This is a genomic window from Pseudoalteromonas sp. RB2-MNA-CIBAN-0110 (genome assembly GCF_040309305.1).
GTDB lineage: Bacteria > Pseudomonadota > Gammaproteobacteria > Enterobacterales > Alteromonadaceae > Pseudoalteromonas > Pseudoalteromonas arctica.
Genome location: NZ_JBEOOQ010000042.1, coordinates 1 through 21,697, shown reverse-complemented (window position 1 = coordinate 21,697; position 21,697 = coordinate 1). Strand labels below are relative to the sequence as shown.

The window sequence follows — 21,697 nt, the reverse complement described above, 5'->3', positions numbered from 1 at the left end:
AATTGAGTATAAATATAAAACGGCTTATGGCCGTTTTTTGCATTTTTAAGCAACTTGAGCACAGGTTTAATTTTATTAAGCTATGCTCAATTGCTCGCAACGTAAATAATGGCATGCATTCTTAGCTACTACAGGTATAATGCGCGCAACTGGCTAATGTAGCCTAATTTAAAAGAGAGTTTATATGAGTTTTGAAGGTTTAGGTTTATCACAGTCTTTGGTTAATGCGGTTTTAGAAAAGGGCTATGAAACGCCAACGCCGATTCAGGCTCAAGCAATTCCTGCAATTATTGAACGCCGTGATGTTATGGCAGCAGCGCAAACAGGTACAGGTAAAACAGCGGGTTTTACATTACCACTTATTGAGCGTTTGTCGTCAGGCCCTAAAGCTAAAAGTAACCACGTACGTGCACTTATTTTAACGCCTACACGTGAGCTTGCTTTGCAAGTAAGCGAAAACGTTGAAGAGTACGCTAAGCATTCGGATGTGAGCTCATTTGTAGTTTACGGTGGCGTTAAAATTAACCCACAAATGCAGCGTCTTCGTAAAGGTGTTGATATTTTAGTAGCAACGCCGGGTCGTTTAATCGACTTACATAATCAAAATGCAGTTAAATTTGATAGCGTTGAAGTGCTTGTACTCGATGAAGCTGACCGCATGTTAGACATGGGCTTTATTCATGACATTAAACGCTTAATTGCTAAAATGCCTGCTAAACGTCAAAACTTGATGTTTTCGGCTACATTTTCTGACGAAATTCGTGCATTAGCAAAAGGGTTAATTAATGACCCTGTTGAAATTTCAGTTGCTGCAAAAAATACTACTGCAAAAAGTGTTACTCAGTGTGTTTATGCGGTAGATAAAACACGTAAAACAGCATTGCTAAGCCACTTGATTCGCACTAACGATTGGCAACAAGTATTAGTGTTTAGCCGCACAAAGCACGGTGCTAACCGCTTAGTTAAACAACTAGAGCGCGATGACATTGTAGGCGCGGCTATCCATGGTAATAAATCACAAGGCGCACGTGTTAAAGCACTTGATGGTTTTAAAAGTGGTGAAGTACGCGTACTAGTAGCAACAGACATTGTTGCACGTGGTTTAGACATTGTTGAATTACCGCATGTTGTTAACTACGACTTACCAAATGTATATGAAGATTACGTTCACCGTATTGGCCGTACAGGCCGTGCCGGTGCGTCGGGTCATGCGATTTCGTTTGTAACAACAGAAGATGCTGTTGATTTATACGGTATTGAGCGCTTTATTGGTGAGCTTATCCCACGTGCTGAAGAAGACGGTTTTGAGCCTATTAACCCAGTAGCAGAGCGCGCATTAGATGCTCGCCCACTGCCGTCTAAAAAGCCTAAGAAAAAGCAGCCTTTTAATAAGCCTAAATCTGATAGCAGCAAGCCTAACAGTAAAAAGCCGAACAATGGTGGTAATGGTACCGGCCCTCGTCGTGGTGGTTCTAAAAAGCCAGCAGCTAAAACAGATGATAATGCGCAAAACCCATGGGCAAAGCGTGAATCTGTTGGCGGTAATGGCCAGCGCCGTCGTCGCACAAGTAACGATTAATCATTGTTAATGATTATATTGGCGTTTAATTAATTTAGAACTTGGTTAAAGGTTGATACAAAAAACGCGCTCCCTTCTTTAAATAAATAGAAGTAGCGCGTTTTTTATTGTCTGTAATTTGTACTTACTGTATTGCCTACCTAATTAAATAGTTAATACCCAAGCCGACAAATAAAGTAACACTTACGCTAAGTAATGTGCCTAGCATGACGTACTCGGTAAGTTTTTTATCTTTGCTTGCACTTAAATCACCAAACCTAAATACCGACTTTGCCGCAAGTAAAAAGCCAAGCCCTGCAAATTGGTCAAGCAATATAAAGCTCAGCATAAGTACGCGCTCAAGCATACCTATGCTTTGCCCTGCAAGTGGTAAGCTACCAGTACTTGAAAAGTTACTTGTTAAACGCTCTAACATCATTCTTATAAATACGGCGCTGGGACTTAAAATAATTAAATAACCGCATACCACCCACAGTATTTTGGGATCAGTGAGCATATTATTAATTGCAGCCATAAAGCTATTGTTATCAGTTAGCCAAATACTGAGCGCAATAATAACGAGTATGTGCGCTATTTGATCTAGTAAAAAAGGCACCACGCCTTTATTAGAATACGATTTAGCTATATCAATAAAGTAATGGCTCAGCATAATGCTCGCCGTGGCAATTAAAACACTGCTTAGTTGCTGCCACCCGAATGTGTATTCCCACAAGGTAATAATGAGTGCACTTGTTACACCATGCACTAGTACATGAAAATAAAGCTTACTGGCTTTAAAGTGACGGGTATTTCTGTCGTTTACCCAACTCATAGGTTGCCAGTAAAAATCAGCGAGTAAGTGGCCAATAATAAGCGCGACCAGTAAAAGTGAAAACTCCATTATTCACCTCCTTTAATTATATTTTTTATAACGTGTTGTGTGTGCTTAATAAAGCGTTCTATAAGTTGGTAGTGCGCTAAATTTAGTAGTTTTGTTACATTTTCGCGACTTGTTTTAAGCTCTTTAGCCAGTGCCGCGTGGCTGTTGTCTGGTGATGTTAAATAGACATACAGGGCATTTGCTTGTTTTTGCGTGATTTTAGTGAGTAAGACGTCGGCAAAGGCTAAATTAAGATTTAAGCTTTCATCAAGCTGCTGCTCATTAATATTAAAAACAAAGCGTTGATTACCTATTTTATCAAGGCCTTGCCCCGAAAGGGTAAAAGCAGAACCGGTTGCTGTTTTTATATCGCTACGTGGGTTATCTATTTGCCCAAGTGCCAAGCTTTGCCGTAGCTCATAACCTGACGATTTAAGGTGTAAATATACAAGTATGGCATTTTTAAAAAGGAGCTCAGGATTATTAACTTGTAACTGAAAGGCATCGCCTCGGTATATATTCCAAAGTGTTTGCTCCCCCGAAATGTTTCGCAAACTTTGCTCTAGTTGATAAAGCATGGCATCGTATTGCTGCTTAGGGATTGTTTGCGAGTTAATAATATCGCCGCTGATCACACCAATCATAAAAATCTCAAAATGGTTACTTTTTAATATGTAACCAATATTGGTTACATAAGGGTATGTAACTAATTTAGGTTACTTAAATATAAATTGCAAGGTACACTTATTTTATAACGTTACTTTTATTGCTATTAATCCTCACTAGGACACTAAATGACTTTACAAAACGAGCAGCAAAGCACGAAACCACGCGTAGGTATTTTTGTTGATGTGCAAAATATTTATTACACGTGCCGCGAGAGTTACGGAAAAAACTTTGACTACAATGCGTTTTGGCGGGTAATGCAGGCACAATACAATATTGAATGTGCTTTTGCGTATGCTATTTATCGAGGAGATGAAAAGCAAAATCAGTTTCAAAATATTTTGCGTGCGATTGGTTTTGACGTAAAGCTAAAGCCATTTATTCAACGCCGTGATGGAAGTGCTAAAGGCGATTGGGATGTAGGCATAACAATAGACATGTTAGAGCAGGGTAAGAATCTTGATAAGGTTATTTTGCTCTCTGGCGATGGTGACTTTGCTTTGTTACTTGGGCATTTAAAAAATCAATATAATGTACCGTGCGATGTTTACGGTGCTGACCGGTTAACTGCAGAGGTATTAAAACAAAGCGCTGAGCAATTTCATTTAATTGATAATACTTTGCTACTTTAACAGTAAAAAATAGTTAAAAAAGTGCAAGCTAAGTGCCTGCAACATGAGAGATTTTAATACAAAGCCGTAATAGATGAATTAAGCCTTATATAGGCTTTTTTTATTACTGTAATCAATTGGGTTTGCTAAATGATTATGGTAATTTTAAAGCATAACGAGTTACCAAGGACTTACATGCTTCATTATAGCAACATGCCACTAGACAGAGGCTCAAATTTTCGTAAAGACCCATCGTGGCTTAAAGCGCAAATGTCGGCGCAAAGTAAATGGGTTTTAGTTAAAAATAATCAAACCCTATTTATTAAAGATACCCCTAAAGTAAGCTATTTAACGTATCAACAAGTGGCGCATTTAGATTTAACGAGTGCTATTTTTGTTGGTTTAAATAATGCTAAACATGGTGTGTTTGCATTGGATGTTTCTGATCTGGATGAAAGCGTACTTACGCCTTTAATAGAGGGCGCTCAGTTTTTTGATATTCGCCAATATGGGCCTCAAGTAACCATTAAATATGCCTCAATAGCCGCCCTTGCGAGAGGGTTATGTTATTGGCATGCCACGCATCGTTTTTGTGGGCGCTGCGGTAGTAAAAACCGTTCAGTGGAAGCCGGGCACTCTAGAGTGTGTGAAAACGAAAACTGTAAGCATCCTACATTCCCGCGCACCGATCCTGCGGTAATTATGGTGGTTACTAAAGTCTTTGCTGACGGAGTAGAACGCTGTTTATTAGGTCGCCAAGCCGCGTGGCCCACTGGTATGTATTCGTCGCTTGCTGGATTTGTAGACCCAGGGGAGACACTGGAACAAGCTGTTGCGCGTGAAGTTAAAGAAGAGGCAGGTATAGAGGTTGATAACGTACGTTATGTTGCATCTCAGCCATGGCCGTTCCCATCGTCCATTATGCTTGGTTTTTTTGCAGAGGCGACATCTGAGCAAATTAACGTAGATAAAGAAGAGCTAGACGATGCAAAATGGTTTAGTCGTGAAGACTTAGAGCAATTTGGTAATTGGCACGAAGAAGGGGAGCATTTAAAGCTGCCTAGAACCGACTCTATCTCTCGTTATTTAATTGAGCATTGGCGCACAAACCCTTAAGGATTAACAATGTCGAGTAAAAGTAATAAAAACACTCAGCTGGTATCATCAGGGCGCAAAAAAGCCTATACACATGGCGTAGTAAATCCCGTTGTACAGCGTGCATCTACCATTGTATTTGATACTGTAGCAGATTTAAAAGAAGCTGCTAAAACCCGTGGCGATAAAACGTTATTTTATGGGCGCCGGGGAACAACAACACACTTTGCGCTACAAGAAGCGATTACAGAACTTGAAGGCGGCGAAGGCTGTGCACTATACCCTTGTGGCGCGGCGGCGATTAGCCAAGTATTTTTATCGTTTTTAAAAACCGGTGATCATATTTTAATGGTTGATAACGTGTACGAACCAACTCGCGATTTTTGCGATAAAATTTTAGTGGGGCTGGGCATTACAACAACCTACTACCCGCCAACCATTGGCGCAGGTATTAAAGACTACATTCAGCCAAATACCAAAGTATTGTTTTTAGAATCTCCAGGTTCTATTACGATGGAAGTGCAAGATGTGCCTGTTATGGTAAAAGTAGCCAATGAGCATAACGTAATGACCATACTTGATAATACCTACGGCAACGGTTTGCATTATCGTCCGCTAGAGCACGGTGTTGATATTAGTATTCAGGCTGCAACGAAGTATATTGTCGGCCATTCGGACGTGATGATGGGGGTGGCTGTTGCTAATAAAAAGTACTGGCCAACCTTGCGCGAAAACTCGTACTTACTAGGGCAATGTACCAGTGCCGATGATGCGTATTTAGCGCTTAGAGGCCTGCGTACAATGGGTGTGCGTTTAAATCAACATGAAAAAGCAGCAATAGAAGTAGCTAAATGGCTTGAACAACATGAGCTTGTTGATCATATTCGCCACCCTGCATTTGAAACCTGCCCAGGGCATGAGTTTTTTAAACGTGATTTTGATGGCAGTAATGGGTTGTTTTCATTTGTGATGAAAACCGGTAATCAAAAAGCGATTGATGCATTTTTAGATAGCCTTGAGCATATTAAAATGGGCTTTTCGTGGGGCGGTTTTGAAAGTTTAGTAACCGCTAATTTAACTATGAAAGGGCTGCGTTCAAATACAGGTTGGGATTTAGGCCCGGTTATTCGCTTGCATATTGGTCTTGAAGATGTTGAAGATTTAATTAGCGATTTAAGCCAAGCACTTGAGGTTTATAAGCAGCATTTATAATTTATATCGCAATTTATGCTGTTACATTTAAATGTATTGTTACAAAGCTCACCATAGGTGGGCTTTTTTTTGCTGGTAATTCAAGGTGTTTACACTTAGTGTGGATAAATACACAGAAAATAAAAAGTCATTAAGGATAGTCAATGGCAACACCATTACCGATAAACGTAGGGCGATTAACGCAAATAGCGGGATTTGAGCTTGTACGTATGTTTTTAACAAAACGTGGACTTATTGCATTAGCAGCCTTTGCATTGGTGTGGCTAATAATACTGCGCTACCCAATAGGGCAGGCAGTAGGCATTGTAAGTGCACCCGATTTTGAGCAAATAGCCCTTGATATATCAGGCTCCATTGGTTTAAGTAAGCTGCTTGATTGGCCTGAGGCCGAATTTGCTATGTACTGGTTAATAGCCTTATATAGCTTTCCTGTTTTTGGTTTATTTATTTGTAGCGACCAAACGGTGGGCGATAGAGAGCGCGGCACACTAAGGTTTTTATCACTGCGCTCCACTCGCTTTGAAATACTGTTTGGTCGTTTTTTAGGGCAATTAGCGGTATTAGCCTGCTTAGTGGGCATTACTCTTGTGGCTACGCTTGCTGTACTAGGGTTTAGAGATCCAAGTTTACTGGCTGGTGGTTTTGCCCGTGCGCTTTCTATATTTTTAATATTAGTGATTACTCTGTGTCCATTTGTAGCACTTATGACGTTAATAAATACCTTTGCTCGCTCATCGCGTTTATCTATTGTATTGGCAATTTTATACTTTGCAGCAGGCGGTATTGTAGTTGGTATATTGCAATGGCAAATACCCGCATTAGGCTTGCTTGATTATTTATTTCCGGGTGTGCAAATAGAGTTATTAGCGGGGCAAAATTTACCATTATTAAGCGCTGTGGCTATTCCCCTTGTGCAAACTGCGGTGTTACTAAGCGTTGCTCAACGTATTTTTGCAAGGAGCTCACTATGAGACCATTAATTACAGCCAGCGGTTTGAGTAAATCGTATGGTGCAAAACTTGCGCTTAATAATGTGGACTTTGAGATTAATAAAGGCGCGCCAGTGGCGCTTGTTGGGCCAAATGGTGCGGGTAAAACCACCTTATTTAGTTTGTTGTGCGGCTATATAGCGCCAAGTAAAGGCAGCCTTGAAATATTAGGGCATAAGCCAGGGAGCGCTGCTTTATTTAATAAAGTAAGTGCATTACCGCAAGACGCGCAACTTGACCCTCGTTTTAATATAGATAAGCAACTCGCTTTTTATGCAAAACTGCAAGGTATGGATGCTAAGCAAAGTCAAACTGAGGCGCTACGTGTACTTGACTTGGTTGGCTTAAAAGAAATTGCAAAGCAGCGTGCGGGGGATTTATCGCACGGTATGCGCAAGCGCGTTACGATAGCGCAAGCACTTATTGGCGCGCCACAAATTGTAATGCTTGATGAAGCAACCGCAGGGCTTGATCCGATTCATGCCAGAGAAGTACGCGAGCTAGTATCTGAATTAAGTGAACAGGCTACGTTTATTTTAAGCTCTCACGATTTAACTGAGCTTGAACGACTATGCTCACAGGTGCTTCATTTAGATAAAGGCGTACTAAGCGAGCATCAAACAAAAACAAACAATACCGATAAACACTTTTATACATTAATGCTAAGCGAAGCTTATCAAAATGTTGAGCAACAGCTTCAAGCAATTGCAGGGGTGAGCCGGGTGTATATGAGCCAACATAAAGAATATGTTGTTGAGTATCAGCCAACGAGCGATCCACTTGATATTGCACTACTGAATTTTTGTCATCAGCAACACTGGCAGTACAGGCAGTTAGTTAATGGTCACACATTAGAGAATCAAATATTTAAACAGGAGAAAGTATAATGGGTTTACTTAGCGGACTTATGGGTAATGCAAGCGAAGTTGACGATTCTGATTTAGAGAAAATCCTCGCCAATACATTAATTGACGGCGAGCAAGTAGAAAAAGCATATAAAGTAGTACGTGATATGTTTATTTTTACTAATAAGCGCTTAATCTTAATTGATAAGCAAGGTATGACCGGCTCTAAAATGGAAATGGTGAGTATTGCTTACTCTAAAATTACCAAGTTTAGTAAAGAAAGTGCAGGCCATTTTGACTTAGATGCCGAGCTAAAAATATGGGTTGGCTCAGATCCAACACCAATTAGTAAAGAGTTTAAGTCTGGCGATAATATTAACGATGTTTATCGTATTATTAGCCAACACGCGCTTTAAGCTGCGGTACATGTTTTAAGTAGTTGTTGACTAGATGTTGCAACTACTTTAATTTTACAGTTTACAACACTTCCTTACAATTAACTTAATAAATACAACTGGTTAGTTAAGTTTTCATTCAGTTTCCTAACGTTAGCATGTGCCTCGACTTTAGCAATACAGCTAGAGCATAAAAAGCAATGTACATAGGGAAGTCTTACAATGAAAAAATTAGCAGTTATTATTTCGAGCATTTTATTATCTAGCACTGCGGCTGCTGCAGACAGCTACAATTCAATTAGTAACCTAAGCTATAAAAATAGCGATAACAACGACACCGTTGCTGTAGATTCTATTTACTACTTATCTCCTAAAAAAACTTTAGGCCCGTACGATCAGTTTGAATACATCAATAAACAAACTAACGTATATGGTGGCTACGCAGATGACGACTTTGGCGATTTAACATCAGTTGGTGGTGAATACTTCATTAATGAATTTGTTGTTGGCGCATCTTACGAAAACCTAGACCCAGATTCAGGTTCTAACAGTGAGCTTTATAAACTGACGGGTGGTTACTTTTTCAACCCTGATTTACTTGCAAAAGTAACACTAGTTGAAAACAAAGACGGCGATGATTACGCATTATTTGATTTAGCTTACAACTACATGCTAAACAGCACTGATTACGTAGGTGTTACACTTACATCAGACGACGATTTTGATTACCGTGCAGTAGCTGCTAAATACTTTATTGATTTACAGCAAGGTAACTACCTTACTTTTGAAGGTAAATACGAAAGCATTGATGATGCCCAAAACCAATGGGTAGCAGAAACTAACTACTACTTTTCAAAGGCAACATCTGTATTTGCTAACTACAACAAGCAAGACACTTACAGCTTTGGTGCTCAACACTTCATCAATAAAAATATTGGTGTAAAGGTGGGTTACGAAAACAACGCTGATGATTCTGATAACGATGCGTACTTTGCTAACATGCGTTTTCAGTTTTAATTAAGTCCCGTACTTAGTTAATACAAAAGTAATATTAAAAAGCCCGCTAAATTTAGCGGGCTTTGTCGTTTTTAAACGTTTGAGCTTTTAACTATAAACTTTTACCAGCCATAATTATGGCCTTTATTTTGCTCATCTAAATAACTCATTTTAAGTTATAAATAGAGTCGCCATGAATGGCTTAATTATTACTAAAGTCATTAAGTGCAGCCGATGATAATAGCTATAAAATAGTAAGTATTGGAGTTGTTTTTGCTAGTAAACAATGGTTATTGGAAAAAACAGATAAAAATATGCACGGATACAAACCTATTTTTCATTATAAATACAGAAATAATGAATTAAATAGAGTAATTTTTTTGAGAAATTAGAAAAATTTAGTGAGAGGAAATTATATTGATGAGGTTTATCGAATAATTAAGTTGTGTTCAATTTAGCGACAGTTTGTACCGCATTTGTTACTTTTTAAATTTAAATGATGACATGATATTGTCTTGTAAATTTGATGGATACTTTGTATTTACATTTGCATATAAATTATTACAACTCCGCCGGGTTTAATCTGACCTTTTATTCAGTTTTTGTTCATTTTTTTGGCGTTAGGATGCGCCCCGACTTTGGCTAGACAGCTGAGGCATAAAAAGTAATATTTATAGGGAATTTAAAATGAAAAAATTAGCCGTTATCATTTCGAGCATTTTATTATCAAGTGCTGCAACCACTGCAATAGCCGCAGATACTTACCAATCAATCAGCCATGTAGGATATGTGGACGTAGATGGTGATGACACAGTAAGTGTTGACTCAACATATTATTTTTCTCCAAAAGCGACTTTAGGTCCTTACGATCAATTTGAATACATCAATAAGCAAACAAATGTTTATGGTGCATACAGTGATAATGATCTTGGAGATGTTACTAGCGTTGGCGGTGAGTATTTTGTAGAAGATTTTGTATTAGGTGCACAGTACAATAATTTCGATAGTGATTTTGGCTCAAGCACGGATGTAATTGAACTTTCAGCGGGTTACTTCTTTAATCCAAACCTTGTATTAAAAGCAACGTTTGTTGATGTAGAAGATGCTGACAATCAGTTTGTGTTTGACTTAGCATATAACCATCAGTTAAACAGCACTGATTACATCGGCTTTACAGTAACAGCAGATGATGAGTTTGATTACCGTGCAGTAGCAGCTAAGTACTTTGTTGATTTACAGCAAGGTAACTACTTGACTGTTGAAGGTAAATTTGAAGATGTTGATGGCGGTTCAAGTAACTGGGAATTAGCATCTAACTACTATTTCAGCAAAGCAACATCGGTTTTTGTTACAGTTAATAAAAATGATGATTACACTCTTGGTGCTCAACACTTTTTCAACAACAATGTTGGTTTAGAAGCAGGTTACGGCAATAACTGGGATGATTCTGATTATGATGCCTACTTTGCAAATGTAAGCTTACAGTTCTAATTTAACAGAAAATTAGAATATGAATAAAAAGCCCGCTCATTTGAGCGGGCTTTTTATTCAGCGCTATTTACCAGCCGCAGTTGCGGCCTTCGTTTTGTTTATCTAAATAAGTTTGTAATGGTGCAAAGTAATCGAGCATTGCTGTTGCATCCATTTGCGGCTTACCTGTTACAGTTTCAAGCGCCTCTTGCCAAGGGCGAGACGAACCCATTTCAAGCATAGCGTTTAGCTTATCCCCTGCTTCTTTTGAGTTATAAATAGAGCAGCGATGAATGGCTTTATCGTTACCGGCAATTTCACATAAGCTGCGATGAAACTCAAATTGCAAAATATGCGCTAAAAAGTAACGTGTATAAGGCGTGTTACCCGGAACGTGGTACTTAGCACCCGGATCAAAATCATTTTCGCTACGTGCGATAGGAGCTTGCACTCCTTGGTATTTTTCACGTAGTTCCCACCATGCTTTATTGTAATTTTCCGGTGCTACTTCCCCTGAAAATACCTGCCAGCGCCACTGATCAACCATTAAGCTAAACGGCACAAAGGCGACTTTATCAAGTGCCATTTTCATTAATAAACCAATATCTTTAGATTCATCAGGTACTTGTTCAAGTAAGCCGATTTCTTTTAAGTAACCCGGTGTAACCGATAAGGCAATGGTGTCACCAATGGCTTCATGAAAACCATCGTTTGCACTTTCTTGATAAAATAAAGGCTGCTTGTTATATGCGCGTTGATAAAAGTTATGACCTAATTCATGGTGAATAACTGAAAACTCTTCGCCTGTGCGCTGAATACACATTTTAATGCGTAAATCGTCTTTGCTATCGATATTCCATGCTGATGCATGACACTGCACATCTCTGTCTTTTGGTTTTACAAACAGTGAACGCTCGTAAAATGTCTCTGGTAGTGCGTCAAAACCCATTGAGGTAAAAAAGTTTTCAGCCCCTTTTACCATTTTAAGTTCGTCGTAATTATTTTGAGCTAATAACTCGGTTACGTCGTAACCCGGATCGGCGTTTTCTGGTGCAACTACATCGTAAATATTACCCCATGCTTGCGCCCACATATTACCAAGTAAGTGCGCTGGTATTGGCTGATCTTGAGGTACTTTGTCGGTGCCGTACTTTTCACCTAACTTTGCGCGAACATGACAGTGTAGCGAGTTATACAGTGGTTTAACTTGGCCCCAAATACGGTCAAGCTCAGTGGTGAAGTCATCAGCAGGCATATCGTATTTACTGCGCCACATAGCGCCCGTATCGGCATAACCAAGCTCCTTTGCACCTTCGTTGGTCAGCACTACTTGTTGCTCGTAAAGTGAGCGCATTGGTTTTGATATTTGACGCCAGCCTTGCCATAAATCAAGTAGTTCGTTGTAATCTCGGCTGGTGGCCATTTTTGAAGTCATGTCGCCAAGGCTTAAACAGGTGCCGTCTTCTTTACAGTATTCACCTTTACCGTATAGCCCGCCAAGCTCTGCGACAATTTGTGAAAGTTGTGCTGTTTTATCAGCGTCTTGTGGGGCAGGAAGTGTAAGTGCTAGTTTTAGTTTATCAAGCTTACGGCGAGCATCGTAATCAAGCTCTAGTTCGTCGTATTTTGCAGCTTCATTTGCTAAACGCACGACTGTTTCGGTCATTTTACGGTTAACTTCAGCCGATAGAGCCGACGTATCGTGAGTAATAAAGTTTGCGTAAATCCACTCTGCACGGCTCGATTCTAAATAAAGTGCACTCAGTTCTTTTTCTGTGTTTGTTATAAATGTTTTTGCATCTTTAGCTGTTACAGCTTTTTTAGTGTGTGGTGAATCGGTAGTGTCTATCGTTACTTGCGCATCGCAGGCCGTTAAAGCAAGAGTACTTGCTACCATTAAGGCGCTCATACTTAGTTTAAATCGAAAGGGGGTCATGCTATTCCTTTAATTTATTGTTATTAAAACGTTGATAATAGCAGTGATGTTTAAAACAATAAAATGAATGCGTTAAGGCTCACGACTCGTCGTGCAATGATTGTATTTAAATTAAGATGGGTCATAATTAAGTTACTATTTTCATTCAATGTGTAAGGAATGTGCGCATGTTAATATTTATAATATTGCTGGTCGTGGTGGTGGTTATTTTTGCGGTTAAAGATATTCGCCTAAACTTGATTAGTCGTCCTACGTTTAAAATGTTCAAAAAGGTGCTTCCGCCATTATCGCAAACAGAGCGAGAGGCGATGGAAGCAGGTGATGTTTGGTGGGATGGTGAGTTATTTAGTGGTAACCCAGACTGGCAAAAACTGCACCGCTTTCCTAAACCAGAGCTTAGCGATAAAGAAAACGCATTTATGGCTAACCAAGTAGAAACCTTATTGGCGATGCTTGATGATTATCAAATTGTACAAAAAGACAAAGACTTACCAAAAGAAGTGTGGGATTACCTAAAAACAGAAGGTTTTTTTGCGCTGATCATTCCTGAAAAATTTGGCGGTCGTGAGTTCTCGGCAATTGCTAATTCAACGATAGTGTCAAAAATTTCGACTAAAAGCTTAACAGCCGCAGTCACTGTTATGGTGCCTAATAGCTTAGGTCCGGGCGAGTTACTTCTTCACTATGGTACTAAAGAGCAGCAAGATCGTTGGCTGCCAAGTTTAGCTAATGGTACAGATGTTCCTTGTTTTGCATTAACGGGACCAGAGGCGGGCTCTGATGCTGGCAGCATTCCTGATTCGGGCGTGGTGTGTATGGGTGAGCACAATGGCGAGCAAGTAATGGGCCTGCGTTTAAATTGGTCAAAGCGTTACATTACGCTTGCACCTGTAGCTACTGTACTCGGCTTAGCATTTAAAATGTATGACCCTGATGCTTTATTAGGTGATAAGAAAGAGCTAGGCATTACATGTGCACTAATACCAACCGATCATCCGGGTGTTGAAACGGGTGAGCGTCATTATCCGCTTAATATGGCCTTTATGAATGGTACCACTTACGGTAAAGATGTATTTATACCACTGGACTGGATCATTGGCGGTCAAGAGTGTGCAGGGCGTGGCTGGAGAATGCTTGTTGAGTGTTTAAGTGCAGGGCGTGGTATATCACTACCGGCATTAAGTGCAGCAACTGGACATTTAGCTTCAAAAATGACATCGGCATACGCCATGGTACGCCAGCAGTTTGGTGTATCTATAGGGCAGTTTGAAGGTGTCCAAGAGGCACTTGCACGTATTGGTGGTTTAACTTACACACTTGAGTCGTGCCGATTAATGACCGCAGGTGCGATTGATTTAAAATTAAGCCCGTCGGTTGTAACAGCGATTGCTAAATACCATATGACTGAAATGGGTCGTACGGTAATGAATGATGCAATGGATATTCATTCAGGTAAAGGAATTCAAGTAGGGCCTAATAACTATTTGGCGCATGGCTATATGGGTATCCCAGTATCAATTACGGTTGAAGGCGCGAATATTTTAACGCGTAACTTAATGATATTTGGCCAAGGTGCAACACGCTGTCATCCATTTGTTTTAAAAGAAATGGAAGCCGCTGCAATGGAAGATGACGACGCAGCACTTGAACAATTTGATGGTTTATTAATGAACCATATTATATTTGCAGCAAGTAATGCAGGCATGGCATTTGTGCATGGCTTAACACGTAGCTACTTTGTTAAAGCGCCTGTAGGTGGTGAAACGGCTGTTTATTATAAGCAACTGAGCAGAATGAGCCGAGGCTTAGCTATTTGCACAGACGTGGCTATGTTAATGCTTGGCGGTGAGCTTAAACGAAAAGAAATGATATCGGCACGTTTGGGTGATGTATTAAGTCATTTGTACTTAGCATCAACTGTTTTAAAACGTTATGAAGACGAAGGGCGCCAACAAGCTGATTTACCATTTGTAAAATATGCAATTGAGAACTCATTATTTGAAATTGGCCAAGCGTTTAATGGCTTCTTTAAAAACTTTTCAAATCCGGTTGTTAATTTTACCCTTAAACGTATCGTGTTCCCGCTTGGAAATCATTACCACAGACCAAGTGATGAAATAGCACAAAGTATTTGCGAGCGTATGACTCAACCTGGAGTATTTAGAAACCGTTTAACGCATTTATGTTATGTAGATGAAAATGCAGGTACAGGGGTAATGGAAAGCGCATTTTTAGCTATGCATGATATGCAGGCGCAGTTTAAAGACCTAAAACAATGGCAGCGTAAGGGCAGTGTGCCTGCAACGCTTGATATTGAAGGCGCTATAAATTATGCGCTTGAAAATAAGTTATTAGAGCAAACGGATGCTGATGCAATGCATCACGCTAATAAGTTACGAAAGAAAGCCATTGCAGTTGATAATTTTCAACCAGGTGAGCTGTAGCGCAGTACTTTAAATACTAACTAAAGCGAAAAAGGCCTTACAAATGTAAGGCCTTTTTATGTTTAATTCATTTATCTTAACGAGCGTAAGGGTCGGCAACTATTTTATCTATGTACCATTTGCCCTTTTTACGAAGCATTTTTACACTGCGCATTTCGTCAATTTTATCACCATTTAAATAGCCGGTAAAAATAAGGTTTATTTTGGCGTTATCACCGTATTGTTCACGGATGCTCATATTGGTCATATCAACTTCAATGGTTACTTCATCATATTGCATATTTACTAAGTTACGGGAAAACTGTTTTGCAGTGCCGTAGGATTTCATGATGCGCGTAAGATTGGGTGTTGCCATGGTGCTGGCTTTTTGAAGGTCTTGCTGGTTATAAAGCGCATCAAAATAAGCGGTTGCTGTATCGCCAGGAGTGTCGCCAAGTGTTTTGGTATCGTCTCCACAGGCTGATAAAAATAAACAGATAACCAAACTTAATAAACTCGTGATTTTTTTCATATTAGTTATTATTAATTAGTTTTTCTAAAGTGTGTGGTTTATCTAGGAAGATGTAAAGGTATGGGGGGCAATAAATAGAAAATTGGATAATAAATAATAAAAAAGGATGCCTAAAGCATCCTTTTAAAAATCTTAAAATTACTTATTGTACTAGCTCTTGCTCACTAAATTCTTCATCAAACATTGGGCTTGATAAGTAACGCTCAGTTGCACTAGGTAGGATAACAACAATATTTTTATCTGCGTTTTCAGGTTTTTCAGCAATTCGCTTAGCTGCAACAACCGCAGCACCTGACGAAATACCGACTAAAATACCTTCTTTTTTCATTAACTGATGCGCCATTGCAATTGCGTCTTCGTTAGATACAAGCTCGGCACCATCAATTAAGTCCATATCTAAGTTGCCAGGGATAAAGCCAGCACCAATACCTTGGATTTTATGAGGGCCAGGTTTAATTTCTTCACCGGCAAGCGTTTGGCTAATAACAGGAGAGTTAGTTGGCTCAACAGCAATAGACTTAACGTTTAAACCTTTTTCTGTTTTAAGGTAGCGGCTAACACCTGTAATAGTACCACCAGTACCTACACCTGCTACAAAAAAGTCTACTTTGCCGTCAAGCGCATCGTAAATTTCAGGGCCTGTTGTTTCAAAGTGAATTTTTGGGTTTGCAGGGTTTTCGAATTGTTGTAATAAAATATACTTATCAGGTGCTGTTGCTTGAATTTCTTTTGCTTTTTCAATTGCGCCATTCATACCTTTAGCACCGTCGGTAAGCACTAGATTTGCACCTAATGCTTTTAATAGCTTGCGACGTTCTAGGCTCATGGTGTTTGGCATAGTAAGTGTTAACTTGTAACCACGTGCTGCTGCAACAAATGCAAGTGCAATACCGGTGTTCCCCGATGTTGGTTCTATAAGTTCTTTACCTTCAACAAGCTGACCTGATTTTTCAGCTTCCCAAATCATCGATGCACCAATGCGGCATTTGATACTAAAGCTTGGATTACGAGATTCAACTTTAGCGTATACATTCCCACCTGTAACACGGTTAAGTTTTACCAGCGGTGTATTACCGATGCTTAGTGAGTTATCTTCAAAAATAGTAGACATAATGTTCCTTTGGATGCAATCTGATCAACGTGTTAATAGCCTTTGCTACTAACTATATAAACACACTTTACTGTGAGTTTAAAAAAACTAAAGTAAAGTTTGGCTATAACATATATCTATTGGGCTTATAACCAGCCGAAATGAAAATCAATTATTAACGGTGCTTTAGTTATTATAGGTGCGGGCTTAATTTGAAATTTAAAGAGTAAAAACTCGTTTAGTCAAAAAATGTTCGAAAGAGCATTGGATCAAGCTGTATTTGTTCGTTATTTGTGCATATGAATGTAACTTGAATAGTTTTATCACACAATGCGTCTAAAACATGATAAAAACACGTATCTAAATTCAATTAAGCAATCACAATGAAGTTAATCTTAAAATTAATTGCCGGTATTGTGGCCGGTATCTTAGTCGGACTATATGTACCTATAACTGGTGTTGAACTTTTATTTACAGTAAAAGAGCTGATTGGTCAAATTATCTCCTTTACCATCCCTCTTATCATTTTATTTTTTATTGCATCGGGTATTGCTGGCCTACCAAAAGGGTCTGGTCACTTACTTGGTAAAACAGTAGGGTTTGCTTACAGCTCTACCATTATTGCAGGTACGCTTGCATTTTTATTAGTAAGTGCTGTTATACCTTTTTTAAGTGGTGGCATTACATTTGAAGCAGAAGTTGCTACTGAAATAGGTAGTTTTATTGATTTAGAAATTCCACCTCTGATGGGTGTAATGACCGCATTAGTGACTGCTTTTGTATTTGGTATAGGCATGAGCCAACTAGAACTTGATACGCTCAAAAAGGTGTCTGATCAGGGTCGTGATGTAGTGGACGGGTTATTATCAAAAGTAATTATCCCTGCTTTACCATTTTACATTGCTGGCGTATTTGCCGAAATGACGGTGGCAGGCACTGTGGTAGATACGTTGCAAACATTTGGTGTAGTACTAATTGCAGCGCTTGTTATGCATTGGTTATGGTTAAGCGTTTTATATATAGCGACAGGTATATTGTTAAAACGTAATCCAATCGAATTAGTTAAAAATATGCTACCAGCTTACTTTACAGCGTTAGGTACTATGTCAAGTGCAGCAACGATTCCAGTATCGCTTCAATCAAGTAAAGCAAATAACGTTAAAGAAGATGTAGCTAACTTTACAGTGCCACTTTGCGCGACTATTCACTTATCTGGCTCAACTATCACTATAGTAACCTGTGCAATGGCTGTTATGTTTTTATCGCCAAGCATGGAAGTTCCTTCATTGATGGGTATGCTACCGTTTATTATGATGTTAGGTGTAGTAATGATTGCAGCACCGGGTGCGCCAGGTGGTGCAGTCATGTCGGCGCTTGGTTTATTAACAAGCATGCTTGGGTTTAATGAAGGTGCTGTTGCATTAATGATTGCACTTTATTTAGCACAAGATAGCTTTGGTACTGCGTGTAATGTAACGGGTGATGGTATCATTGCGTTATGGGTTGACAGATTTAGCGAAAAATCGTCATCTTAAACTATTAGAGCGAGGCAATAATATTAATTATTGTTTCGCTTTATGTATGTTACTGTGGCAAATTAATTTAATTAAATTGCATGTTGTTAGGTAAGTGAGGATGTTCCATTGATTAATGTACTTTTAGTTGATGACCATGAACTTGTACGAACAGGAATCAAGCGTATTCTTGATGACGTACGAGGGTTTAAAGTAATTGGCGAAGCTAAAACTGGCGAAGAGGCTGTACAGTTTTGTCGTCAGCATGCGCCAAACATAGTATTAATGGATATGAATATGCCAGGCATGGGCGGATTAGAAGCGACTAAAAAGATTTGTCGTTACTGCCCAGATGTAAAAATTATTGTGCTTACTGTTAATTGTGAAGACCCGTTTCCGAGCAAGGTAATGCAAATTGGTGCACATGGCTTTTTAACTAAAGGTGCAGGCTCTGACGAAATGGTTCGTGCCATTCGTTGTGTTCATGCTGGTCAGCGTTACATTGCACCTGAAATTGCACAGCAGATAGCGCTTGCACAAGTGACAGGCCGCACAGATGAAAACCCTTTTCAGAGTTTATCTGAGCGCGAACTGCAAATTATGCTTATGATCACCAAAGGTGAAAAAGCACAAAATATAGCTGAACGCTTAAATTTAAGCTCTAAAACAGTAAATAGCTATCGTTACCGTATGTTTGAAAAGTTAAATGTAGGTGGTGATGTTGAGCTTACCCATTTAGCTATTCGTCATAAAATGATTGATATAGACGTTTCGTACTAACTATAATTTATGTCTGAATTCGATCACGTACATTTTCTCAAAACGCTATCAAGTGAGCCGGGCGTATACCGCATGCTTGATAGTGACAACCAAGTTATTTATGTTGGTAAAGCAAAGCATCTAAAAAAGCGTGTGAGCAGTTACTTTAGAAGTAACATTACCGATAGCAAAACACGCGTTTTAGTGAGTAATATTTGTAACATTGAAGTCACCCTCACCAATACTGAAACCGAAGCGCTGCTGCTTGAAAATAATCTAATAAAAAAATATCAGCCTCGGTACAACATATTATTACGCGACGATAAGTCGTACCCCTATATTTTACTCACTAGCCATAAACACCCTCGTTTAGCATTTCATCGTGGCAGTCGTAAAATTAAAGGTGAGTACTTTGGGCCTTTCCCAAGCGCAGGAGCGGTATCTGAAAGCTTGCGCTTAATGCAAAAAATATTTCCTGTTCGTCAATGTGAAGATGCTTATTACCGCGCAAGAAGTCGCCCGTGTCTGCAATATCAACTTAAACGTTGCTCAGCTCCATGTGTAAATAAAGTAACTGATGATGATTACAGTGAGCAAGTTGACTATGTTCGTAAATTTTTAACGGGTAAATCTCACGAAGTTATTGCTGATTTAATAAAAAAAATGGAAGCAGCCAGCCTGCAATTAAACTTTGAATTGGCGGCAAAAGTTCGCGACCAAATAATGCTACTTCGTAAAATGCAGGAGCAACAGTTTATTTCTGGCAACTTTGCAGAAATGGATGTTGTCGGTTTTGCGCATTTAAACGGGTTAAACGGCATTCATTTATTAATGATCCGCGATCATAAAGTACTGGGTAGTAAAACCTATTTTCCAAAAGTACCTAAAGATTCGAGTGAGCAAGAAATATTGACTTCATTTTTAGGACAGTACTATTTAGCGCCAGGAGCAACAGGGCGTATTGCAAAAGAAATCATATTACCGTTTGAAATAGAAGAGAGCGGGGCACTAGGCGAAGCGCTTACACAAATAAGTGAGCGCAAAGTAATCCTTAAAGTGGTCACTCGTGGTGAGCGTGCGCAATACTTACAACTGGCCAATAAAAATGCATTAAACAGTATTGCGGTTAAACAAAGTACCCAAGACTCTATTAATAAACGTTATGCACAATTAAAAGCAACACTGCGACTTGACGATATTACCCGAATGGAGTGTTTTGATATAAGCCACACCATGGGGGAGAACACCGTTGCAAGTTGTGTTGTATTTGACTCACAAGGCCCAAATACAAAAGAGTATAGGCGCTACAACGTAACAGGTATTACAGGTGGCGATGATTATGCTGCAATGGAATTTGCACTTAACAAGCGCTATAACAAGTTAGTAGACGAAGACAAAATTCCAGACGTTATCTTTATTGATGGCGGTAAGGGGCAGTTAGGACGCGCTGAGCAGTACTTTTCTAATTGGCCGCACACTAAAATGCCTTTATTAGTCGGTGTTGCAAAAGGAACGAGTCGTAAACCCGGTCTTGAAACACTATTGATTGATGGTGGACGCAAAACCATTTCGATGGATTCAGATGCGCCTGCGCTTCATTTGATTCAGCATATACGTGATGAGTCTCACCGTTTTGCTATTGCAGGGCATCGTAATAAACGACAAAAACAACGTACACAATCACTACTAGAAGAAATAAATGGAGTAGGTTCTAAGCGTCGCCAAACATTATTAAAATATTTAGGGGGCATGCAGGGTGTAAAAGCTGCTAATATAGAACAGTTAAAGAAAGTTCCTGGGATCAGCCCTGACATGGCTGAGAAGATATTTAACCATTTGCATGACAAGGGCTAGCCCTACATGCGAATATAGCAAAAAAGACATATCCAAGTAGTTATGTGGAATATTCCAAACACACTCACAACATTTAGACTTTTTCTTATCCCCGTTTTTTTGGTGATATTTTATTTGCCTTATAGCTGGGCTTTTTTTGCTGCCGCCTTTATTTTTTGGCTTGCATCGATCACCGATATATTAGACGGTTATTTGGCAAGAAAGCTTGAGCAATCAACTCCTTTTGGTGCTTTTTTAGATCCTGTTGCTGACAAAGTAATGGTATGTGCTGCACTTGTAGCGTTATCTGATCAGTACCAGTCAATGTATATGACAATACCTGCTCTTATTATAATAAGCCGTGAAATTATCATATCTGCACTTCGTGAATGGATGGCAGAGCAGGGTAAGCGTGGTAATGTAGCTGTATCAAATATGGGTAAAATAAAGACGGCTGCACAAATGTTAGCCATTATCGGTTTGATTTGGCAATATGATACGTGGATGAACTATTTAAGTTTTGGACTACTGTACATTGCGACCTTTTTAACCTTGAGTTCTATGATGCAATATTTACGTGCAGCATGGGGTGAATTGACTAAAAATTAACTCTAAATGTATAATAACGCACCGTTTTAGATAAAAAACAAGCAAACAGTTCAAAACTAGCATTTTTTGTATTGACGCGTTTAATAATCTCTGTAGAATGCGTCCGTGTTGAGAGGGCATAGCCCCCGAGATAAACAAAACGGTAATTAATCAGTTACCTGAATGTTCACATAAATCATCATGTGTTAATTCAAATAACTGATAAATAAAATGCGGTACTAGCTCAGTTGGTAGAGCGCGACCTTGCCAAGGTCGAGGTCACGAGTTCGAGCCTCGTGTACCGC

Annotated in this window: 19 protein-coding genes and 1 tRNA gene; 15 read left to right on the top strand and 5 right to left on the bottom strand. The window is 39.3% G+C overall.

Features of this window, described 5'->3' with window-relative positions; translation table 11 throughout:
• Nucleotides 1-184: 184 nt before the first annotated feature.
• Entirely contained in the window at nt 185-1,579 is a 1,395-nt protein-coding gene (locus AAEY68_RS17340) for a DEAD/DEAH box helicase (protein ID WP_350586549.1), read from the top strand.
• A 136-nt stretch (nt 1,580-1,715) separates the two neighbouring features.
• Here the strand turns inward: AAEY68_RS17340 and AAEY68_RS17335 are convergent, their stop codons facing one another.
• Both AAEY68_RS17335 and AAEY68_RS17330 read right to left on the bottom strand, forming a co-directional pair.
• Nucleotides 1,716-2,459: a DUF3307 domain-containing protein gene (locus AAEY68_RS17335; RefSeq protein ID WP_350586547.1), complete on the bottom strand. Its 744-nt coding sequence runs from the start codon at nt 2,457-2,459 to the stop codon at nt 1,716-1,718.
• Entirely contained in the window at nt 2,459-3,082 is a 624-nt protein-coding gene (locus AAEY68_RS17330; protein ID WP_350586545.1) for a hypothetical protein, read from the bottom strand. The genes AAEY68_RS17335 and AAEY68_RS17330 overlap by 1 nt, the downstream gene beginning before the upstream one ends.
• Nucleotides 3,083-3,232: 150 nt before the next feature.
• Between AAEY68_RS17330 and AAEY68_RS17325 the strand changes: the two genes are divergently transcribed.
• The 8 genes from AAEY68_RS17325 to AAEY68_RS17290 all read left to right on the top strand — a co-directional run bounded on the left by AAEY68_RS17325 (nt 3,233) and on the right by AAEY68_RS17290 (nt 10,738).
• Nucleotides 3,233-3,736: a LabA-like NYN domain-containing protein gene (locus tag AAEY68_RS17325; protein WP_024594121.1), complete on the top strand. Its 504-nt coding sequence runs from the start codon at nt 3,233-3,235 to the stop codon at nt 3,734-3,736.
• A gap of 174 nt (nt 3,737-3,910) precedes the next feature.
• Nucleotides 3,911-4,831: an NAD(+) diphosphatase gene (gene nudC, locus AAEY68_RS17320; protein ID WP_024594120.1), complete on the top strand. Its 921-nt coding sequence runs from the start codon at nt 3,911-3,913 to the stop codon at nt 4,829-4,831.
• Nucleotides 4,832-4,840: 9 nt separating this feature from the next.
• A complete protein-coding gene (locus tag AAEY68_RS17315; RefSeq protein ID WP_197189002.1) occupies nt 4,841-6,022 on the top strand; it encodes a cystathionine beta-lyase in 1,182 nt (393 codons plus the stop codon).
• Between the two features lie 143 nt (nt 6,023-6,165).
• Nucleotides 6,166-6,993, top strand: a complete 828-nt coding sequence (locus AAEY68_RS17310; RefSeq protein ID WP_350586543.1) for an ABC transporter permease — start codon at nt 6,166-6,168, stop codon at nt 6,991-6,993.
• Nucleotides 6,990-7,898: an ABC transporter ATP-binding protein gene (locus tag AAEY68_RS17305; RefSeq protein ID WP_024594118.1), complete on the top strand. Its 909-nt coding sequence runs from the start codon at nt 6,990-6,992 to the stop codon at nt 7,896-7,898. Before AAEY68_RS17310 ends, AAEY68_RS17305 begins: the two co-directional genes overlap by 4 nt.
• On the top strand, nt 7,898-8,272 hold the full coding sequence (locus AAEY68_RS17300) for a PH domain-containing protein (protein WP_007377979.1): 375 nt from the start codon (nt 7,898-7,900) through the stop codon (nt 8,270-8,272). Before AAEY68_RS17305 ends, AAEY68_RS17300 begins: the two co-directional genes overlap by 1 nt.
• A 201-nt stretch (nt 8,273-8,473) precedes the next feature.
• Nucleotides 8,474-9,268, top strand: coding sequence for a putative porin (locus AAEY68_RS17295; protein WP_024591302.1), 795 nt, complete (start codon nt 8,474-8,476; stop codon nt 9,266-9,268).
• A 666-nt stretch (nt 9,269-9,934) separates the two neighbouring features.
• Entirely contained in the window at nt 9,935-10,738 is an 804-nt protein-coding gene (locus AAEY68_RS17290; protein WP_024608066.1) for a putative porin, read from the top strand.
• Nucleotides 10,739-10,805: 67 nt separating this feature from the next.
• Here AAEY68_RS17290 and AAEY68_RS17285 read toward each other — a convergent pair whose 3' ends face one another.
• Nucleotides 10,806-12,653: a M2 family metallopeptidase gene (locus AAEY68_RS17285; RefSeq protein WP_350586540.1), complete on the bottom strand. Its 1,848-nt coding sequence runs from the start codon at nt 12,651-12,653 to the stop codon at nt 10,806-10,808.
• Nucleotides 12,654-12,820: 167 nt separating this feature from the next.
• On the opposite strand from AAEY68_RS17285, the gene AAEY68_RS17280 reads away from it, so the two are divergent.
• The gene (locus AAEY68_RS17280) at nt 12,821-15,097 is read left to right on the top strand and encodes an acyl-CoA dehydrogenase (RefSeq protein ID WP_350586538.1); all 2,277 of its coding nucleotides are present in this window, start codon (nt 12,821-12,823) and stop codon (nt 15,095-15,097) included.
• A 76-nt stretch (nt 15,098-15,173) separates the two neighbouring features.
• Here the strand turns inward: AAEY68_RS17280 and AAEY68_RS17275 are convergent, their stop codons facing one another.
• Together AAEY68_RS17275 and cysK are read right to left on the bottom strand one after the other, a co-directional pair.
• Nucleotides 15,174-15,608, bottom strand: a complete 435-nt coding sequence (locus tag AAEY68_RS17275) for a hypothetical protein (RefSeq protein WP_007587009.1) — start codon at nt 15,606-15,608, stop codon at nt 15,174-15,176.
• A 142-nt stretch (nt 15,609-15,750) separates the two neighbouring features.
• Nucleotides 15,751-16,719 (bottom strand): cysteine synthase A, encoded by a 969-nt coding sequence (gene cysK, locus AAEY68_RS17270; protein WP_002963138.1) that lies wholly within the window; start codon nt 16,717-16,719, stop codon nt 15,751-15,753.
• A gap of 362 nt (nt 16,720-17,081) precedes the next feature.
• Between cysK and AAEY68_RS17265 the strand changes: the two genes are divergently transcribed.
• The 5 genes from AAEY68_RS17265 (at nt 17,082) to AAEY68_RS17245 (ending at nt 21,697) form a co-directional block, all read left to right on the top strand.
• Entirely contained in the window at nt 17,082-18,233 is a 1,152-nt protein-coding gene (locus AAEY68_RS17265) for a dicarboxylate/amino acid:cation symporter (protein ID WP_007587010.1), read from the top strand.
• A gap of 108 nt (nt 18,234-18,341) precedes the next feature.
• A complete protein-coding gene (uvrY, locus tag AAEY68_RS17260) occupies nt 18,342-18,992 on the top strand; it encodes a UvrY/SirA/GacA family response regulator transcription factor (RefSeq protein ID WP_002963136.1) in 651 nt (216 codons plus the stop codon).
• Nucleotides 18,993-19,001: 9 nt separating this feature from the next.
• On the top strand, nt 19,002-20,825 hold the full coding sequence (gene uvrC / locus AAEY68_RS17255; RefSeq protein WP_350586535.1) for an excinuclease ABC subunit UvrC: 1,824 nt from the start codon (nt 19,002-19,004) through the stop codon (nt 20,823-20,825).
• A gap of 42 nt (nt 20,826-20,867) precedes the next feature.
• Nucleotides 20,868-21,413, top strand: a complete 546-nt coding sequence (pgsA, locus tag AAEY68_RS17250) for a CDP-diacylglycerol--glycerol-3-phosphate 3-phosphatidyltransferase (protein ID WP_032827134.1) — start codon at nt 20,868-20,870, stop codon at nt 21,411-21,413.
• Nucleotides 21,414-21,625: 212 nt separating this feature from the next.
• Nucleotides 21,626-21,697 (top strand) — tRNA-Gly (locus AAEY68_RS17245).

Excerpts from the sequence above, each read along its gene's own strand:
- AAEY68_RS17340 (WP_350586549.1), top strand. The coding sequence starts at position 185 with ATGAGTTTTGAAGGTTTAGGTTTATCACAGTCTTTGGTTAATGCGGTT.
- AAEY68_RS17335 (WP_350586547.1), bottom strand. The coding sequence starts at position 2,459 with ATGGAGTTTTCACTTTTACTGGTCGCGCTTATTATTGGCCACTTACTC.
- AAEY68_RS17330 (WP_350586545.1), bottom strand. The coding sequence starts at position 3,082 with ATGATTGGTGTGATCAGCGGCGATATTATTAACTCGCAAACAATCCCT.
- AAEY68_RS17325 (WP_024594121.1), top strand. The coding sequence starts at position 3,233 with ATGACTTTACAAAACGAGCAGCAAAGCACGAAACCACGCGTAGGTATT.
- nudC (WP_024594120.1), top strand. The coding sequence starts at position 3,911 with ATGCTTCATTATAGCAACATGCCACTAGACAGAGGCTCAAATTTTCGT.
- AAEY68_RS17315 (WP_197189002.1), top strand. The coding sequence starts at position 4,841 with ATGTCGAGTAAAAGTAATAAAAACACTCAGCTGGTATCATCAGGGCGC.
- AAEY68_RS17310 (WP_350586543.1), top strand. The coding sequence starts at position 6,166 with ATGGCAACACCATTACCGATAAACGTAGGGCGATTAACGCAAATAGCG.
- AAEY68_RS17305 (WP_024594118.1), top strand. The coding sequence starts at position 6,990 with ATGAGACCATTAATTACAGCCAGCGGTTTGAGTAAATCGTATGGTGCA.
- AAEY68_RS17300 (WP_007377979.1), top strand. The coding sequence starts at position 7,898 with ATGGGTTTACTTAGCGGACTTATGGGTAATGCAAGCGAAGTTGACGAT.
- AAEY68_RS17295 (WP_024591302.1), top strand. The coding sequence starts at position 8,474 with ATGAAAAAATTAGCAGTTATTATTTCGAGCATTTTATTATCTAGCACT.
- AAEY68_RS17290 (WP_024608066.1), top strand. The coding sequence starts at position 9,935 with ATGAAAAAATTAGCCGTTATCATTTCGAGCATTTTATTATCAAGTGCT.
- AAEY68_RS17285 (WP_350586540.1), bottom strand. The coding sequence starts at position 12,653 with ATGACCCCCTTTCGATTTAAACTAAGTATGAGCGCCTTAATGGTAGCA.
- AAEY68_RS17280 (WP_350586538.1), top strand. The coding sequence starts at position 12,821 with ATGTTAATATTTATAATATTGCTGGTCGTGGTGGTGGTTATTTTTGCG.
- AAEY68_RS17275 (WP_007587009.1), bottom strand. The coding sequence starts at position 15,608 with ATGAAAAAAATCACGAGTTTATTAAGTTTGGTTATCTGTTTATTTTTA.
- cysK (WP_002963138.1), bottom strand. The coding sequence starts at position 16,719 with ATGTCTACTATTTTTGAAGATAACTCACTAAGCATCGGTAATACACCG.
- AAEY68_RS17265 (WP_007587010.1), top strand. The coding sequence starts at position 17,082 with ATGAAGTTAATCTTAAAATTAATTGCCGGTATTGTGGCCGGTATCTTA.
- uvrC (WP_350586535.1), top strand. The coding sequence starts at position 19,002 with ATGTCTGAATTCGATCACGTACATTTTCTCAAAACGCTATCAAGTGAG.
- pgsA (WP_032827134.1), top strand. The coding sequence starts at position 20,868 with ATGTGGAATATTCCAAACACACTCACAACATTTAGACTTTTTCTTATC.